This is a genomic window from Methylosinus sporium, assembly GCF_003113265.1.
In the GTDB taxonomy this organism is placed as follows: Bacteria; Pseudomonadota; Alphaproteobacteria; order Rhizobiales; family Beijerinckiaceae; genus Methylosinus; species Methylosinus sporium.
The window spans coordinates 44,418-60,725 of sequence record NZ_PUIV01000023.1; the positions used below are offsets into that span (position 1 = coordinate 44,418).

The following is a 16,308-nucleotide window of genomic DNA, read 5'->3' on the forward strand; positions in this document are numbered from 1 at the left end:
GCGCCGGCGTCCGCCTCACTCGCCGGCCGCCTTCAGCTTCTCGCCGCTCTGGCTGCGCGCCAGAAGCTCGGTGAGCGCGCGGCGATATTCGACCGGCATCACCTTGCGGAACTTCGGCTTATAGCTCTCCCAATCGTCGAGGATCGCGCGCGCGCGCGTCGAGCCCGTGTAGCGCAGATGATTGGAGATGAGATGCTTCAGACGCTCGGCGTCGAAGCGCGTCATATCGCTCATCACATCGACGCGGCCATGCTGCTCGAGATCGCCGCTCTGATGATAGGCCTGCGTCATCACGGCCTCCTCGTCGCGCACCGGCTCGAGATCGACCATAGCCAGATTGCAGCGCTCGGCGAAGCCGCCGTCCTCATCCAGCACATAGGCCACGCCGCCCGACATGCCGGCCGCGAAATTGCGGCCCGTCGGCCCCAGCACGACGACGACGCCGCCGGTCATATATTCGCAGCCATGGTCGCCGACGCCCTCGACGACCGCATAGGCGCCGGAGTTGCGCACGGCGAAACGCTCGCCGGCGACGCCGCGCAGATAGGCCTCGCCGCCCACGGCGCCATAGAGCACGGTGTTGCCGACGATGATCGACTTCTCCGGCACGATCTGCTTGGCCTCGCGCGAGGGATAGACGATGACCTTGCCGCCCGAGAGTCCCTTGCCGACGTAATCATTCGCCTCGCCCTCGAGACGCAGCGTCACGCCGCGCGCGAGAAAGGCGCCGAAGCTCTGCCCCGCCGTGCCCGAGGCGCGAATGTCGATCGTGTCCTCCGGCAGGCCAACGAGGCCATAGACGCGCGCGACCTCGCCCGACAGCATGGCGCCGGTCGAGCGATCGACATTGCGGATCGCCGTCTCGATGGACGTCTTCGCGCCGCGGTCGATCGAGGCGCGCGCCGCCTCGATGAGCTTGTTGTCGAGAACCTTGTCGAGGCCGTGATCCTGCGTGAGGCTGTGACGGATCGCGGCGCCCTCGCCCGCCGGCTTGTGGAACAGCTTGGAGAAATCGAGTCCCTTCGCCTTCCAATGGGCGAGCGCCTTCTCCTTGTCGAGCATCTGCATCTGGCCGATCAGCTCGTCGAAGCGGCGATAGCCCATTTGCGCCATCAGCTCGCGAACCTCTTCGGCGACGAAGAAGAAGAAATTGATGACATGCTCGGGCTGGCCGACGAAGCGCTTGCGCAGCACAGGGTCCTGCGTCGCGACGCCCACGGGGCAAGTGTTGAGATGGCATTTGCGCATCATCACGCAGCCGGCCGCGATCAGCGGCGCGGTCGCGAAGCCGAACTCGTCCGCGCCGAGCAGCGCGCCGACGATGACGTCGCGGCCCGTGCGCAGGCCGCCGTCGACCTGCACGGCGATGCGCGCGCGCAGATTGTTCAGCACCAGGGTCTGATGCGTCTCGGCGAGGCCGATCTCCCACGGGCTGCCCGCGTGCTTGATGGAGGTGAGCGGCGAGGCGCCCGTGCCGCCATCATAGCCGGAGATGGTCACATGATCGGCGCGGCCCTTGGAAACGCCGGCGGCGACCGTGCCGACGCCGACCTCAGAGACGAGCTTCACCGACACATCGGCGCGCGGATTCACATTCTTCAAGTCGAAGATCAGCTGCGCCAAATCCTCGATCGAATAAATGTCGTGATGCGGCGGCGGCGAGATGAGGCCGACGCCCGGCGTCGAATGGCGCACTTTGGCGATCACCGCGTCGACCTTGTCGCCCGGCAATTGGCCGCCTTCGCCGGGCTTCGCGCCCTGCGCCATCTTGATCTGAATCATGTCGGAGTTGACGAGATATTCCGCCGTCACGCCGAAACGCCCAGAGGCCACCTGCTTGATCGCCGAGCGCGCGCTGTCGCCATTGGGCAGCGGCTTGAAGCGCTCCGGCTCCTCGCCGCCCTCGCCCGTGTTGGACTTGCCGCCGATGCGGTTCATCGCAATGGCGAGCGTCGTATGCGCCTCGCGCGAGATGGAGCCGAAGGACATGGCGCCGGTGGAGAAGCGCTTGACGATTTCGCTCGCCGGCTCGACCTCGTCGAGCGGCACGGGAGCGCGACCATCCTCTTCCGCGGTCTTGACGCGGAACAGGCCGCGCAGATTGAGCAGCTTCTCGTCCTGCTCGTTCAGATGCTGCGCGAAGGCGCGATATTTGTCCTGCGCATTGGCGCGCACGGCATGCTGCAGCAGCGACACCGTATGCGGCGTCCAGCTATGCGCCTCGCCGCGAATGCGGAAGGCGTAATCGCCGCCGACGTCCAGCGCATCGCGATAGATGGCGACGTCGCCGAAAGCGTCCTTGTGACGGCGCACCGTTTCGGCCGCGATCTCATCCAAGCCGACGCCCTCGACGCGCGTCGTGGTGCCACGGAAGAATTCGTCGATGAAGCTCTGCGCGAGGCCCACGGCGTCGAAAATCTGCCCGCCGCAATAGGACTGATAGGTCGAGATCCCCATCTTGGACATGACCTTCAGCAGACCCTTGTCGACCGCCTTGATGAAACGCTTGATCGCCGTCGGTCCATCGACGTCGGACGGGAATTCCGCCGTCGAAGCCTCGAGCGTCTCGAAGGCGAGATAAGGGTTGATCGCCTCCGCACCATAGCCGGCGAGCAGAGCGAAATGATGCACCTCGCGCGCTTCGCCCGTCTCGACGACAAGGCCGACCGAAGTGCGCAGGCCGCGGCGAATGAGATGATGATGCACGGCCGCCGTTGCGAGCAGCGCCGGAATCGGAATGCGATCCGGCCCCACCATGCGGTCGGAGAGGATGATGATGTTATAGCCGCCGTTCACCGCCTTCTCGGCGCGCTCGCCGAGCCGGTTCAGCGCCTCGCGCAGGCCGGCGGCGCCGGTCGCGGCGTCATAGGTGATGTCCAGCGTCTTGGTGTCGAAGCTGTCTTCGATATGACCGATGCAGCGAATCTTCTCGAGGTCCTCATTGGTGAGGATGGGCTGACGCACCTCGAGCCGCTTGCGCTTCGCCGATCCCTCGTGATCGAGGATGTTCGGGCGCGGGCCGATGAAGGAGACGAGGCTCATCACCAATTCCTCGCGGATCGGATCGATCGGCGGATTGGTGACCTGCGCGAAGTTCTGCTTGAAATAAGTGTAGATCAGCTTGGGCTTGTCGGAGAGCGCCGAGATCGGCGTATCCGTGCCCATGGAGCCGACCGCCTCCTGGCCGGTGACGGCCATGGGGAACAGCAGCAGATCGAGCTCCTCCTGCGAATAGCCGAAGGCCTGCTGGCGATTGAGCAAGGACACATCGGCGCGCGAGGCGCGCGGCTCGACGGGCTTCAGATCCTCGAGCACGATCTGCGTGCGCTCGAGCCATTGCTTATAGGGATGCGAGGAGGCGAGCTCCTTCTTGATCTCGTCGTCGGAGACGATGCGTCCCTGCTCGAGATCGACGAGCAGCATCTTGCCCGGCTGCAGGCGCCACTTCTGCACGATCTTGTCTTGCGGAATCGGCAGCACGCCCATCTCGGAGGCCATGACAACGAGTCCGTCCTCGGTCACGAGATAGCGCGCCGGACGCAGGCCGTTGCGGTCCAGCGTCGCGCCGATCTGGCGGCCGTCGGTGAAGGCCATGGCGGCGGGACCGTCCCAGGGCTCCATCAGCGCCGCGTGATATTCGTAGAACGCCTTGCGGTCGCCATCCATCAGCGGATTGCCGGACCAAGCCTCCGGGATCAGCATCATCACCGCATGAGCGAGCGAATAGCCGCCCTGCACGAGAAACTCGAGCGCATTGTCGAAACAGGCGGTGTCCGACTGCCCCTCATAGGAGATCGGCCACAGCTTCTCTATGTCGTTGCCGAACAGCGGCGAGGCGACGGAAGCCTGCCGCGCGGCCATCCAGTTGAGATTGCCGCGCAGCGTGTTGATCTCGCCATTATGCGCGACGAAGCGATAGGGATGCGCGAGACGCCAGGACGGGAAAGTGTTCGTCGCGAAGCGCTGATGCACGAGCGCGATGGCGCTGATGAAGCGCGGGTCTTTCAGATCGAGGAAATATTCGCCGAGCTGTGAGACCAGCACCATGCCCTTGTAGACGATCGTCTGCGAGGACACGGAAACCGAATAATGCTCGCGCGCCGCCGGCCCCCGCGCATAGATTTCATTGGAGGCGGTCTTGCGCGCGAGATAAAGGCGGCGGTCGAAATCGACGTCGTCGGTCACAGAGGGGCCGCGGCCGATGAAGACCTGCCCATGAACCGGCTCGACCGCCTTCACCGCCTCGCCGAGATCGCTCGAATCGACCGGCGTGTCGCGCCAGCCAAGCACGACGAGGCCTTGGCTCGCGGCGGCGGCCTCGATGAATTCCTTCGCCTTGGCGCGCTCGGCCTCGTCGCGAGAGAGGAAGAATTGGCCGATGGCGTAATGACCGGGCTCCGGCAGGGCGAAGCCGAGCTTCGCGCATTCTTCCTTGAAAAACTGGTGCGGAATCTGCACGAGAATGCCGCAGCCGTCGCCGAGCTTGGGGTCCGCGCCGACGGCGCCGCGATGATCGAGATTGAGCAGGATCTGCAGACCCATCTCGACGATCTCGTGACTCTTGGCGTTGTGCAGATTGGCGACGAAGCCGACGCCGCAGGAATCGTGCTCTTTGGACGGATCGTAGAGGCCCTGAGCCTGCGGCAGGAGGGGATCTCTGGCGTCGATCGCGGTCATAGCGGCGTCTCCCGGGCGAGTCCGGGGGCCGCCCGGCCCGATCGCCGCGCCCGCTCCCCCGTCCTTGGTCGTCGAAATCATAGCGTCGCTCGCATGTCGCGCGAGCCTCATTGGCGCAGAATGGTCAGCATGGCTGACATATCGGCGGGAAATATTGTTGCCAGATTTGCGTCCCTCGCACAAGCAATCTGCCGCTACAAAACCGAATTCCCGGCGCATTCCGCCGCCGGCGCGCGCCGCCTGCGTCCAAAGCTCGCCGCAATGGTCGCCCAAGCTCGGCGATCGAGACGGGGCCAGACGACCAGATGGATGTGGAGCGGTTCATGACGCTATCGAGACTGCGGCCGAAGCTCTTGCTCGCGATCGCGAGCCTCGCGCCGATGGCGACGCCGACGCCGGCCGCGGCGGATTTCTTCTTTCGCCCCTTCGGCTACGCCTTTCACCAGCCGATTCCGGAGCCCGCGCCCAACGCCACGCCTCGAGCGATCGCCGGCATTTTGGGCGAGGAGGGATTTCGTCTGGTCGGCGGGCTCGGCCGGCGCGGCGATCAGGTGGTGGCGACCGGCGTGGACCGCCGCGGCCATTATCGGCGCTTTCTGATCGACCTCTATGAGGGCGAGATTTTGCGCTCCTGGCGCATTGGGCCGGAGGGCGGGCCGGGTTTTGTCGAAGCGCCGCCAGCCGCCTATCGTGGCGGGCCTGGGCCGGAGCCCTATGACGGGCCGCGCGCCGCCGTGGAAGATCCTCTGGTCGTGCCCGGCCTCGGCGGCGAGCCGCGGCGCCCCGCGCCGCAATCGGCCGCGCCCGCTCGTCGCGCGGAGACGCCGGCGCGCGCCCATGCCGCCGTCAGGCAGGAGAACGCCGAGACGCGGCGCCCGCCCCATTCGTCGCCGTCCGAGGCGACCAAGCCGCCGGCGCGCGCCGCTGCTCCGCAAGACAGGCCGACGGCTCCCAAGGCCGCCGCCGCGAAGCCGGCCGAGCGCAAGGCGCCGGCGCAACAGCACTCCGGTCCGACCCCGCCGCAAGGCGCGGCCCAGGCGCCCGCGTCCGCTCCTTCTTCTTCATCTCCTGCGCCTTCTCCTTCTCCCGTCGCCGCCCCTACCCAGCCGATCCAAGCCGCTCCCGAGCCGCCGCGCGCGGCCGCTCCGGAACCGGCCGCCGTCGGCCATCAACAGGCGGCGCCGGCGCCACAGACCATCGTTCCAGCGACGCCCGCCACGCCGCCGCCCACTGCTGCGGCTCCCGCCAATCCGGTCTCGGCGGAGCAATCCAAGGAGCCGTCCGTAGGCGAGCCGGCCAAGCCGACGCCCGGCGGCTGAACGAAAAAAGAGGCGTCCCTCGCGGGACGCCTCGATTTTTTTGACGCTTCCGAAAGCCGATCAGGCGGCTTTGGCGTCGATCGTCTGCGCCGGGGCGCCGGCGCCGATCTCGATGCGGCGCGGCTTTTGCGCCTCGGGAATCTGGCGGACCAGATCGACATGCAGCAGGCCGTTGACGAGGGTCGCCCCGGTCACGACGACATGATCGGCGAGCTGGAAGCGGCGCTCGAAGGCGCGGGCCGCAATGCCTTGATGCAGGATTTCGCGCTTGACGCCGGTCTCGGGCTGCGGCTCTTTCGCGCCCTGGATGGTCAGCGTGTTCTCGCGAGTCTCGATGGAGATGTCCTCTCGCGCGAAGCCGGCCACCGCCAGGGTCACGCGATAGTCGTTCTCGCCCGTGCGCTCGATGTTGTAGGGAGGATAGGTCGGAGCAGCCTCCGCGCCCGGTCCCTGATCGAGCAGCGAAAACAGCCGGTCGAAGCCGACGGTCGAGCGATAGAGCGGCGAAAGATCGAAGTGACGCATGTCATTGTCCTCCTAGAAGCGACAGTGGAAGCGCGATGGGGAGCCCGTCCCCGCTCGCGCCGGGGATGAAGCGCGTCCGCTACGGCCCGCGCTGAATTCCATGTGGGAGCGGCTTTTGCGACCCGCAAGAGGCGCCGGGACGGGAGCCGCGATTTTGTCGAGCGCGTCCGCTTCGATGGCGTCGACACCGCGGCCGAGGCTCCGCCCCTCGACTGCAATGTCCCGAGCGTCGCCCTTTTGCGTCCGGGCGAGCCATGCGATAGACGGAAATTCGCCGCGACTTTTCCGGCCGCAGCAGGATCGCCCGACATGCCGCTCACCGAAACGCAGCTCATCGGAACGCCCGACAATCCCGCGCCGCCCAACGCCTCCGTCTTCGCCATTCGCACGGCGGACGGACGCAGCCTGCGGGCGGCGAGCTTCGCGCCGCCGCGCGGGGCGATCGGCACAGTGGCGCTGTTCCAGGGCCGCGCGGAATTCATCGAAAAATATTTCGAGACGATCAACGACCTGCTCGCGCGCGATTTTCATGTGGTGACGCTGGACTGGCGCGGACAGGGCGGCTCGGAACGCGATCTTTCCGATCCGCGCAAGGGCCATGTCGACGATTTCGCGCTCTATCAGCGCGATCTCGACGCCTTCATCACCGATGTTCTGGCATTGAACTGCCCGTCTCCCTGGCATGCGCTGGCGCATTCCATGGGCGGCGCCATATTGCTCGATCGCGTCCATTCGGCGCGCTCGCCCTTCGATCGCCTCATCGTCTCGGCGCCGATGATCGATCTCGAGGGACTGCGCTTTCCCATCGGCGCGCGCGCCGTGGCGGATACGCTCGACATGTTCGGTCTCGGCGCGGTCTATGTGCCCGGCGGCGGCCCGAAATCGCTCGAGGAATTGCCCTTCGAGGGCAATCGGCTGACATCCGATCCCGCGCGCTTTTCCCGCAACGCCGATATGTTGCGCGCCGCGCCGCATCTCGCCGTCGGCGATCCGACGGTCGGCTGGATCAACGCCGCCTTCCGGCTGATGAAGCAGTTCGCCGCGCCGCAATACGCCCGCGCCGTGCGCACGCCGGTCATGGCCTTTCTCTGCGGACGCGATCGAATCGTATCCTCGCGCGCGATCGAGCGCTTCGTTCAGCGGCTTCCGGTCGCGAGCCTCATCGAGCTTCCCGGCGCGCGTCACGAATTGCTGATGGAGCGCGACGAATTGCGCGAGCAGTTCTGGGCGGCTTTCGACGCTTTCGTTCCCGGCGAGGCGGTGGATCGCGTCTGAGCGCGGTTTCGTTCGATCGAGCGAGAGCGGGATTCGTCACTCGAAGGCGGTCTGAAAGCGCACGATCGCTCGCGCCACCGGCCGAGTCGGCAGATAGCAGAAGGAATTGGTGGCGATCTTCGCCTCCTTGCAATGCGCGTGGTCGGCGTTCCATTCATAGCCGAGCCGCTCCATGCAGCCGACGATGTGATCATGCAGCACGCGGCTGTTCTTGTGCCGCTCCTCGGGCAGCTTGCTCTCGCCGTCGAGCTCGCAATCGGTGACGTCGATCTTGAGCCCGGCGAAATAGCGCCCGCTGCTGCTGCTGGTGACGAAGACGAGCTCGGTCGCGACAATGAAGGCGAGGCCGATGGCGAAGGCGACGCGCGCCTTGAACTTGCTGTCGAAATAATCGATCCCGATGAAGGAGAGGCCGCCGATTGCGAGCAGCCCCCCGCCCAGCATGAGCGTCAGCGGCGCAACGAAGGCGGAAATGTCCTCATTCATCGGCAAGTCTCCCGTCTCTTCCCGACGGGGCGCCGCCTTCCCCTCTGTCTCGAGGTCAAATGGAGCATATCCTCCGACCGGCAAGCGCCCCGCAAAGGCGAACGGCGAGCTTAGCCTCGCCCGCGCGTCGCTTCTATTCGAATCTCAGCTGGAACGCCGTGATCGTGCGGTCGAAGCCGGCGACCGGCAGATAGCAATAGGGATTGGTGGCGACCGGCGCATCCTTGCAATTGCGATGCGTCGGCGACCATTCATAGCCGGCCTCCTGCATACAAGCGAGAATGTGCTTGTGGATGATCTGGACGTCGACGCCGAGGCGCGCCTCCGGATGCGCCGATTCGCCCTCGAGCTCGCAGGCGGAAGTCTGCACCTGCTGCGCCTTGAAAAAGGACACGCTGCTGCCCGCGAGCACGACCTCGAGCGCCGCGAGAATAATCGCGCCTGCGACGAGCGCCGCGACCGCCTGGAGGCGCGACTTCAGAAATTGGATGTCGATGAAATAGAGGCCGCCGGCGGCGATCAGCGCGCATCCGATGACGAGGGCGAAAGGGGTGATGAAAACCGAGAGATCCTGATTCATCTGTTTCTCCTGCATATAGGCGCGCGAGCGCCCGGGTTCGCCGATCTCGTCGATCGTCGGACATAGAGCAGGAGTCATCAGCCTTTTCGGCGGTTATAGGGGGCACCCCATCCCCTGGCGCGCCGGCTATCGCCCACGCGACCTTATGTCATAATTCGATACCTAAAGCCGGCGAGATCGTCAACGCTGGCCGAGGAGCTCACTTCGCGTCAGCGAAGCCCAATGGCTTTTCGGCGGTTCGCGCCGGCTCCGAGCGCGTCGCGGCGGCGATGGTCACTCCCGCGTCATTGCCGGCGGCGGCGGCGATCGCCTCGGGCGTGTCGCTGAGAAAAGCGGCGAGCTCGTCGGCGCCGCGCGCCGCGACCTCGGCGAGCGCCTTTTCGTCGAGCAGCGTCCAGGGATCGCCCACGCCCTTCACGGCGACCTCGTCGGTGAGACGATGCGCGCGCCTTCCGTTGCGGTCGAAGACGTCGAACACATAAGCGAAGCGCGTCGCCCCTTCGGCGCCGGCATAGGCGGTGAGATAGCCGCGCAGACGATAGGCGGCGTCCGGCTCGACGGCGGAGGCGATGTCGCGACTCTCGGCGGCGCGGGCGAAAGCCGGACGGAAACGCGCGAGCGCATCCTCCGGCGCGCCTTCGAGACTGGCGAGCGTGATCGGCGCGCCGCGCGGGCTGACGCCGGGACGCGGCGTCGCGCGCCGCCGCTGAGCGAGCTGCTCCGGGCGCGGCTGGCCGATCTCGACCGCCGTATCGACGCAGCCGGCGAGCGCCAGGGCGCCGAGCGCCGCGCAAACGCCGAAGGCGGAGCGTTTCGAATCGCGCATCGTCTTCAATTTCCCCCGCCACATGATGAACGAAGTGCTAACAATGATCCGCAATGCGGTCCAGCCCCCGCATTCCCCATAAGCAATTCCCTGTGCGCGGGATTTCGCGCGCGCGACTTCTTTCGCGCCGTGCTTTCGCCTCACTCGCGCCACGGATCGCATCGACGATCGAGCTCACGTTAACCCTACCGACATTTCGCGCGCCGCGTCGGGACGCGAAAAGCTTTCGTCAAGGTTGACGGAACCTTCGCTTAACCCTGCGCGGATAGGACTGGCGACGACAGCCGTCGTCAGAGGAGATTCGAGGTCATGGCCGAGGAATTGGCATTGTTTTCCGCCGCGCGCGCCCTGCGCTTCGCCGTCGCCGTTCTGGCGGCTGTCTCGCTCTCCGCCTGCGCCAAAAACGCCGAGGATGAGAATGCCGCGCTCGCCGGCGCCAATGGCCGCGGCGGCTATGCGGCGCCCGGAAGCCCGCAGGATTTCGTCGTCAATGTCGGCGACCGAGTCTATTTCGAGACCGATTCGAGCGAGCTGACGCCGACGGCGCAGGCGACGCTCGACAAGCAGGCCGACTGGCTGCAACGCTATGGCCGCTATTCCTTCACCGTGGAAGGCCATGCCGACGAGCGTGGCACGCGCGAATATAATTTCGCGCTCGGCGCTCGCCGCGCCGAGGTGGTGAAGAGCTATCTCGCCTCGCGCGGGCTCGCCGCGGCGCGCATCCGCACGACCAGCTTCGGCAAGGAGCGGCCGGTCGCGGTCTGCGACGACATTTCCTGCTGGTCGCAGAACCGCCGCGCCGTCACCGTGCTGTCGGGCGGCAATTCTTGACCCCAAAATGCGCCGAGGCCCCTCCCCGGCGCTTGCATCAGCGGCCGTGATGCGGCATTGAGAGCCCCGACGGCGCGCCGTCACCGCAGGAGTGTAGCTCAATCGGCTAGAGCACCGGTCTCCAAAACCGGGGGTTGGGGGTTCGAGTCCCTCCACTCCTGCCAGTCTTGCGGGCTTCCACTCCAGCCGAACTCCGAGACAGCGACGCGGCGGGCGGCGCCTCTCGACGCAGGTGAGAATCGCGAGCCTTCGGCCGAGTTCCGCGCGCGTTTCGTAATCGGGATCGTTTCGATGCGCCCTCTCCTCTCGACGGCCTTCTGCCTCGTCTTTCTGATCGTCGCCGGCGCGGCTCGCGCATGTGGCGGAGGCGACCCTTCTCCCGAGCGCTGGGCGCTCGATCAAAAGGGCTACGCCGGTCTCGGCGCCATGCCCTTTCTCAATCCCGCCAATGACAGTAGGCTCAATCTTCTCTTTTTGATGATCGACGTCGATCCGAAGCTGCGGCCCAAGGACGAGGCCGTCTCGAAAGGCGTCGAAAAGATCGACTTCTATTCCTCCGTGCTGTTTTCGCGGCCTGATTTCACCGACGCCTGCCGAACCGCCGCCGCCGCGCGACGCGGGAAAGACGGGGCGCAGAGCGCCTTCGCCGACGGCGAGGGAACGCGCTGCGTCTCGATGGAGTCCGGGCGTATCGCTTTTGCGGCCGCGGTCGAGGCCGAGCCCGCGCTTTCCCCCGAAGAGCGCCGGGCGCTGACCGCGGCGCGCGCCGAGATCGCCCCCTCCTGCCGCGGCGAGAAGCCCGACGCCGCCGCTCTTCCGGCCGCACTCGCGCAAATCGCGCCCTCCGCCGCGACGGCGCAGGAATTCGCCTCCTATCTCGCCGGCGCCGACGCTTTCTACGAAGGCGATTTCGATTCTGCGCTGGCGCGTTTCGGCAAGCTCGATTCGGCGCGCAACGCCTGGCTGCGCGAAGCGGCGCGTTACATGACCGCCCGCGCCCTGATCAACAAGGCGCAGATCGGCGCCTTCGCCGATTTCGACGGGACCGCCGCGCCCAATGTGACCGATCGCGCCACGCTGACGGCGGCGCAGACGGCGTTTCAGACCTATCTCAAATCCTATCCGGCGGGGCGCTACGCCGCTTCGGCGCAGGGCCTGTTGCGGCGCGTCTATTGGCTGGCGGCGGATGAGGAGCGTCTTGCGGCCGAATATGGCCGACAGATCGCGCAAGAGAGCGGCGCGAGGACCGGTCTCGACGGAGTCGATCTGGTGCAGGAGATCGACGCCAAATATTTGACCGCCGCCAAAGATCATGAGAGCCGCGATCCGATCCTGCTGGCGACGCAAGATCTGATGAAGCTGCGCGCCGACGGCGCCGAAAAGAGTCTCTCCGCCGCCGCGCTCGACGCCGAGGCGTCCGTCTTCGCCGGCCGCGAGGAATTGTTCGGCTTTCTGAAAGCCGCGCGCGCCTATTACGCCGATCGCGATTTCTCGGCGACGCTGCAAGCGCTCGGAGCGCCCAATACGACGCCGCGCTCCTATGTCGCCTTCAGCCGCGAGATTTTGCGCGGTCAGGCGCTGATGGCCTCCGGGCAATTTCCGGCGGCGATCGAGCATTGGACGAAATTGCGCGGGACCCTCGCCAATCCCTTGTGGAGAGAAGCGGTCGAGCTCGGCCTCGCCATGAGCTATGAGCGCGCCGGCATGGCCAACAAGGTCTTTTTGCCGGAGACGCGGCTCGCCTCGCCGCGCATTCGCGCGATCCTGCTGCGCCATACGGCGGGGCCGATCCTGCTGCGCATGGCCGTCGCCGATCCGCAGGCGAGCGCGGAAGAGAGAAAGCTCGCCCGATTCCTGCTCCTCTACAAGGAGGCGACGCGCGGCCAATATGCCAATTTCCTGCGCGACTTCTCGCCCGAGGGCCTCGCCGAGGACGACGCCGCCGCGCCGGACGTCTCCGATCTTCCCAAATCGGCGATCTTCCTCTCGTCGCCCGCGAACGAGTCGTACAAGTGCCCGGCGCCCAAAGCGGTGGTCGCCGAACTCGCCACCGATCCTCGCTCGTCGCATGGGCTGCTCTGCCTCGGCGATTTCGTCCGCCGTTCCGGCTTCGCCCGCTTCGACGCCTGGCGTCCCGCCGCGGATGAATTGGGCGGCGCCAAAGCGATCTTCCCCGGCGAGCCCTTTTCGCGCGGCGACGTCTATCAGCGGCTGATCGCCGATCCGGCGACGAAAGACGCCGACAGAGCCTATGCGCTCTATCGCGCCATCAATTGCTATGCGCCGGCGGGCAGCAACGACTGCGGCGGCAAGGACGTCGACAAGGCGCAGCGAAAGGCGTGGTTCCAGACGCTGAAATCACGTTATGGCGCGACGCAATGGGCGCGCGGCCTGCAATATTACTGGTGACGAAAGCGGTCTTTCTCCTCGCGCTCGGCGCCCTGCTCGCGGCCTCCGCCGCCGCGGCCGGCCCTCGCGTGCAGGCGGCGGATTACGACGCCTTCTGGCTCTGGGCCGGCGTCAGAGGGCGCGCCGAACTCGCTGCGGCGAAGACCATCTATCTGCATTCGGGCGAGATCGGGCCGGATCACAACGGCTTTGTCCGCATGAAGGCGCAAGGCGTCACCGAGCCCGGCCCGCACAAGGCGACGCTATGGCTCGTCTATCGCGTGCGCAGCCTCGATTGGCCGCCGCAGATCGTCGCCCAGATTCGCCGTCGGCTCGAGGCCTGGCGTGCGCAGCCGGGCCCTGTCGCCGGCGTGCAGATCGATTTCGACGCGGTGACGCGCGGCTTGCAGAATTATGCCGCCTTTTTGCGGGCCTTGCGCCGGGAACTGCCGGAGAGTTGCGCGCTCGGCGTTACCGGCCTCATGGATTGGGCGTCGCAGGCCGCGCCCGAGGATTTGAACGCGCTGGCCGGAAGCGTCGACGAACTCGTCTTTCAGACCTATCGCGGCGCGCAGACGGTCGAGAATATCGACGCCTATCTCGCGCGGCTCGGTCGGCTCCGCATTCCCTATCGCCTCGGCCTCGCCGAAGGGGCGGAATGGTCGCCGCCGCGCGCTCTGGCGCAACGCCCGAATTTTCTCGGCTATGTCGTCTTCCTGCGCAATCGCGGCGCGTCGATCGCACGGTGAAGCTCGGTCGAGGGCGGCGCCCTCGACCTCCATCCGGATCACGCCTTGGGCAGCAGCGCCCGCAACCGCTCCGCGCCTTCCGGCGCCGGAGGGCGCGGCGGCGCGCCGGGAAAGCGTCCGGGCGGCAAGCCATTGGGCGGGAACCCTCCGGGCGGCGGACCGGCGAAGTGGTCGCCGCCCGGAGGAGGACCGCCGGGCGGGGGGCCGGCGAAGGGACCGCCGTTCGGCGGCGGCTGAAAAAGCGGCGTCGGCGCGGCGCGCACGGATTTTCGATCGACCCGCACTCGCAGGCTCGCGACATAGCGGCCGGCGGTCTCGCGCAGCTCGCCATGCGTCGTCTCGCCCGCCGCGAGCGCTATTCCATCCGTCGAGTTCAGCGTGTCGCGCAGTCGTCCGCGCGCATAATCGCCGACATTCGCATAGAGGAACTCGCTCAGAGCGTCGGGCAGGAAGAATTGCGAGGTCAACCGCGTCACGGCGCCATCGATGATCTTGAAGTGAATGTGGGTCGTGCGGCCCGGATACCAGCCCGGATAGAGGCTGGAGAAGCGGACGCGTCCGTCCGTTCCGGCGATCTGCGTTCCGCGCAGAAAGGTCTTACCGGAAAGGTCGAGACGCCTGTCTTCGCCCTGGCCCGGAAAGCCGGAATAGCGGCCCTGCGCGTCGCAATGCCAGACATCGACGCGCGCCCCCGCGAAGGCTGCGCCGGTTTCGTCATGAACGACGAAGACAATGTCCAAAGGCACGCCGGGGAGACCTTCGGCAATGTCGAATCGCCGCAGGTCGAGATCGAGATAGAAGGGCCCCTCCACCGCCGCGGCCGTCAAAGGAAGAGCAACGGTTTCGGCCGAGGGGGCCTCCGGCAGCATGACGGTCGCCGAACCGGCGAGCGCCCCGGCCACGAGGCCGCGCCGCGTCAGAGCAATCTGGTCGGACATTTCAAAATTTCCTTGGTCTTCGTCACGCGCTCAGCATGACGGCGCCCGGTGTCGGATGCGCGGCTGAAAATATCTCCTTCGTTTCACGCGGGTTTCCATTCGCCGGCGGCCATGGGGTAGGCTTTCTGCGCGGAAGGGCTATAAGTCGCCGAATTCCTCCTCCGCCAACCGACTGGTCTTCCGTGCAACGCCCCAAGCTCGCTTCCTTCCGCCGCATCGTCGTCAAGGTCGGCTCCTCTCTGCTCGTCGATCCGCGCGAGGCGAAGGTGAAGCGCGAGTGGCTGGCGCGGCTCGCCGGCGATCTCGCCTCCCTGCATCGTCTCGGCGCCGATGTTCTCGTCGTGTCCTCGGGCGCGGTGGCGCTGGGACGCAGCGTGCTCGGCCTGCCCTCCGGCCCGCTGCCGCTGGAGGACAGCCAGGCCGCCGCCGCCGTCGGGCAGATCGCCCTCGCCCGCATATGGGCGGAGACTTTGGGCGAGCTCGGCGTCACCGCGGGACAGATTCTCGTGACATTCGGCGATACGGAGGAGCGCCGCCGCTATCTCTACGCGCGCGAATGTCTGACCCGTCTGCTGGCGCTGCGCGCCGTGCCGGTCATCAACGAGAACGACACCGTCGCCACTTCCGAAATTCGTTATGGCGACAATGACCGCCTCGCCGCTCGCGTCGCGACGATGGCGAGCGCCGATCTCTTGGTGCTGCTCTCGGATGTGGACGGGCTCTACACCGCCCCGCCGGCGAGCAATCCCGATGCGAAACTGCTCGAGATCGTGCCGCGCGTCACGGCGGAGGTGGAGGCGATGGCCGGGGGCGCCGCCTCGCAGTTTTCGCGGGGCGGAATGCGCACCAAGATCGAGGCGGCCAAGATCGCGACCACGGGCGGCGCCCATATGGTCATCGCCGACGGCCGGGTCGAGGCGCCGCTCTCGCGAATCGCCGCGGGCGGGCCTTGCAGCTGGTTTCTCACCCCATCGACGCCGGTGACGGCGCGAAAAAAATGGATCGCCGGCTCGCTCGAGCCCAAGGGCGTCGTGCATGTGGACGAAGGCGCGGAACGCGCGCTCTTCTCCGGCAAAAGCCTGCTGCCGGCCGGCGTCACCGCTCTGGAAGGCGGCTTCGCGCGCGGCGACTGCGTCGTGATCCGCAATCCTTCGGGCGGCGAAATCGGCCGCGGCCTCGTCACTTACGACGCGCTCGACGCGGCCCGCATCATCGGCCGCTCGTCCCGCGACATAGAAGGGCTGCTCGGCTTCAAGGGCCCGGACGAGATCATCCACCGCGACGACATGGCGCTCGCCGGCGACTGAGCCGGCAAAATCTCGGGCTCGACCGCGGCCGCAGCCCTTGTGAGAGCGAAAAAGCGCTCCCATATTTCTGGCGCCACGCCCGCGAAGAGGGCTGGTTCCAACTGGGAGAGACACATGTCACCCGAAGAACGCCAACTGCTCGCCGGTTTGTTCGAGCGTACGCGCAGCGCCGCCGGCGCTCAGCGCGATCAGGAGGCGGAGAGTTTCATCGCCGAGCAGCTGAAGTCGCAGCCCGGCGCGCCCTATCTGCTGGCGCAGACGGTGCTGGTGCAGGATCAGGCGCTGCAGGCGGCCAATCAACGTCTGCAGGAGTTGGACAGCCGCGTGAAGGAGCTCGAGAGCCGTCCGCAGCAGTCCGGCGGATTTTTGGGCGGATTGTTCGGCGGCGCTCAGCGCCAGGCCCCGCC

The 16,308-nt window shown here is 66.8% G+C and carries 13 protein-coding genes, 1 tRNA gene and 1 riboswitch; of the genes, 8 read left to right on the forward strand and 6 right to left on the reverse strand.

The features are described from left to right. Nucleotides 1-15: 15 nt before the first annotated feature. Nucleotides 16-4,677, reverse strand: coding sequence for a glutamate synthase large subunit (gene gltB, locus C5689_RS13620; protein WP_108917828.1), 4,662 nt, complete (start codon nucleotides 4,675-4,677; stop codon nucleotides 16-18). A gap of 323 nt (nucleotides 4,678-5,000) precedes the next feature. Here gltB and C5689_RS13625 point away from each other — a divergent pair, with 323 nt between their 5' ends. After that, nucleotides 5,001-5,996: a hypothetical protein gene (locus tag C5689_RS13625; protein ID WP_146188386.1), complete on the forward strand. Its 996-nt coding sequence runs from the start codon at nucleotides 5,001-5,003 to the stop codon at nucleotides 5,994-5,996. 60 nt (nucleotides 5,997-6,056) lie between these two features. Here C5689_RS13625 and C5689_RS13630 read toward each other — a convergent pair whose 3' ends face one another. Next, nucleotides 6,057-6,521, reverse strand: a complete 465-nt coding sequence (locus C5689_RS13630; protein WP_108917813.1) for an Hsp20 family protein — start codon at nucleotides 6,519-6,521, stop codon at nucleotides 6,057-6,059. A gap of 309 nt (nucleotides 6,522-6,830) precedes the next feature. Between C5689_RS13630 and C5689_RS13635 the strand changes: the two genes are divergently transcribed. Then, nucleotides 6,831-7,796 (forward strand): alpha/beta fold hydrolase, encoded by a 966-nt coding sequence (locus tag C5689_RS13635; RefSeq protein WP_108917829.1) that lies wholly within the window; start codon nucleotides 6,831-6,833, stop codon nucleotides 7,794-7,796. 36 nt (nucleotides 7,797-7,832) lie between these two features. On the opposite strand, the gene C5689_RS13640 is transcribed toward C5689_RS13635, so the two are convergent. The 3 genes from C5689_RS13640 to C5689_RS13650 form a co-directional block, all read right to left on the reverse strand. Then, nucleotides 7,833-8,282, reverse strand: a complete 450-nt coding sequence (locus C5689_RS13640) for a hypothetical protein (protein ID WP_108917814.1) — start codon at nucleotides 8,280-8,282, stop codon at nucleotides 7,833-7,835. 133 nt (nucleotides 8,283-8,415) lie between these two features. Beyond that, nucleotides 8,416-8,940, reverse strand: a complete 525-nt coding sequence (locus C5689_RS13645) for a hypothetical protein (protein ID WP_244594700.1) — start codon at nucleotides 8,938-8,940, stop codon at nucleotides 8,416-8,418. Beyond that, nucleotides 8,924-8,986, reverse strand: a riboswitch (Fluoride riboswitch). It overlaps the preceding gene by 17 nt. Nucleotides 8,987-9,061: 75 nt before the next feature. After that, nucleotides 9,062-9,688: a hypothetical protein gene (locus C5689_RS13650; RefSeq protein ID WP_244594701.1), complete on the reverse strand. Its 627-nt coding sequence runs from the start codon at nucleotides 9,686-9,688 to the stop codon at nucleotides 9,062-9,064. 309 nt (nucleotides 9,689-9,997) lie between these two features. Between C5689_RS13650 and pal the strand changes: the two genes are divergently transcribed. The 4 genes from pal to C5689_RS13670 all read left to right on the forward strand — a co-directional run bounded on the left by pal (nucleotide 9,998) and on the right by C5689_RS13670 (nucleotide 13,656). After that, complete coding sequence (gene pal / locus C5689_RS13655) at nucleotides 9,998-10,519, forward strand: peptidoglycan-associated lipoprotein Pal (RefSeq protein ID WP_108917816.1); 522 nt, start codon at nucleotides 9,998-10,000, stop codon at nucleotides 10,517-10,519. Between the two features lie 87 nt (nucleotides 10,520-10,606). After that, nucleotides 10,607-10,683, forward strand: a tRNA-Trp gene (locus C5689_RS13660). A 127-nt stretch (nucleotides 10,684-10,810) separates the two neighbouring features. Beyond that, on the forward strand, nucleotides 10,811-12,928 hold the full coding sequence (locus tag C5689_RS13665) for a PA5441 family protein (protein WP_108917817.1): 2,118 nt from the start codon (nucleotides 10,811-10,813) through the stop codon (nucleotides 12,926-12,928). After that, nucleotides 12,925-13,656 carry a DUF3142 domain-containing protein gene (locus tag C5689_RS13670; RefSeq protein ID WP_244594702.1) on the forward strand — a complete coding sequence of 244 codons (732 nt, stop codon included), beginning with the start codon at nucleotides 12,925-12,927 and terminating at the stop codon, nucleotides 13,654-13,656. Before C5689_RS13665 ends, C5689_RS13670 begins: the two co-directional genes overlap by 4 nt. Nucleotides 13,657-13,694: 38 nt before the next feature. On the opposite strand, the gene C5689_RS13675 is transcribed toward C5689_RS13670, so the two are convergent. Continuing rightward, the gene (locus C5689_RS13675) at nucleotides 13,695-14,594 is read right to left on the reverse strand and encodes a dioxygenase family protein (protein WP_108917819.1); all 900 of its coding nucleotides are present in this window, start codon (nucleotides 14,592-14,594) and stop codon (nucleotides 13,695-13,697) included. A 182-nt stretch (nucleotides 14,595-14,776) separates the two neighbouring features. On the opposite strand from C5689_RS13675, the gene proB reads away from it, so the two are divergent. Further along, the gene (proB, locus tag C5689_RS13680; RefSeq protein WP_174800250.1) at nucleotides 14,777-15,901 is read left to right on the forward strand and encodes a glutamate 5-kinase; all 1,125 of its coding nucleotides are present in this window, start codon (nucleotides 14,777-14,779) and stop codon (nucleotides 15,899-15,901) included. A gap of 114 nt (nucleotides 15,902-16,015) precedes the next feature. Then, nucleotides 16,016-16,308 (forward strand): DUF2076 domain-containing protein (locus C5689_RS13685; RefSeq protein WP_146188387.1); only part of this gene is annotated, 293 nt, incomplete at its 3' end.

Excerpts from the sequence above, each read along its gene's own strand:
- C5689_RS13640 (WP_108917814.1), bottom strand. The coding sequence starts at position 8,282 with ATGAATGAGGACATTTCCGCCTTCGTTGCGCCGCTGACGCTCATGCTG.
- pal (WP_108917816.1), top strand. The coding sequence starts at position 9,998 with ATGGCCGAGGAATTGGCATTGTTTTCCGCCGCGCGCGCCCTGCGCTTC.
- C5689_RS13665 (WP_108917817.1), top strand. The coding sequence starts at position 10,811 with ATGCGCCCTCTCCTCTCGACGGCCTTCTGCCTCGTCTTTCTGATCGTC.
- C5689_RS13625 (WP_146188386.1), top strand. The coding sequence starts at position 5,001 with ATGACGCTATCGAGACTGCGGCCGAAGCTCTTGCTCGCGATCGCGAGC.
- C5689_RS13645 (WP_244594700.1), bottom strand. The coding sequence starts at position 8,940 with ATGACTCCTGCTCTATGTCCGACGATCGACGAGATCGGCGAACCCGGG.
- C5689_RS13650 (WP_244594701.1), bottom strand. The coding sequence starts at position 9,688 with ATGCGCGATTCGAAACGCTCCGCCTTCGGCGTTTGCGCGGCGCTCGGC.
- gltB (WP_108917828.1), bottom strand. The coding sequence starts at position 4,677 with ATGACCGCGATCGACGCCAGAGATCCCCTCCTGCCGCAGGCTCAGGGC.
- C5689_RS13635 (WP_108917829.1), top strand. The coding sequence starts at position 6,831 with ATGCCGCTCACCGAAACGCAGCTCATCGGAACGCCCGACAATCCCGCG.
- C5689_RS13675 (WP_108917819.1), bottom strand. The coding sequence starts at position 14,594 with ATGTCCGACCAGATTGCTCTGACGCGGCGCGGCCTCGTGGCCGGGGCG.
- C5689_RS13630 (WP_108917813.1), bottom strand. The coding sequence starts at position 6,521 with ATGCGTCACTTCGATCTTTCGCCGCTCTATCGCTCGACCGTCGGCTTC.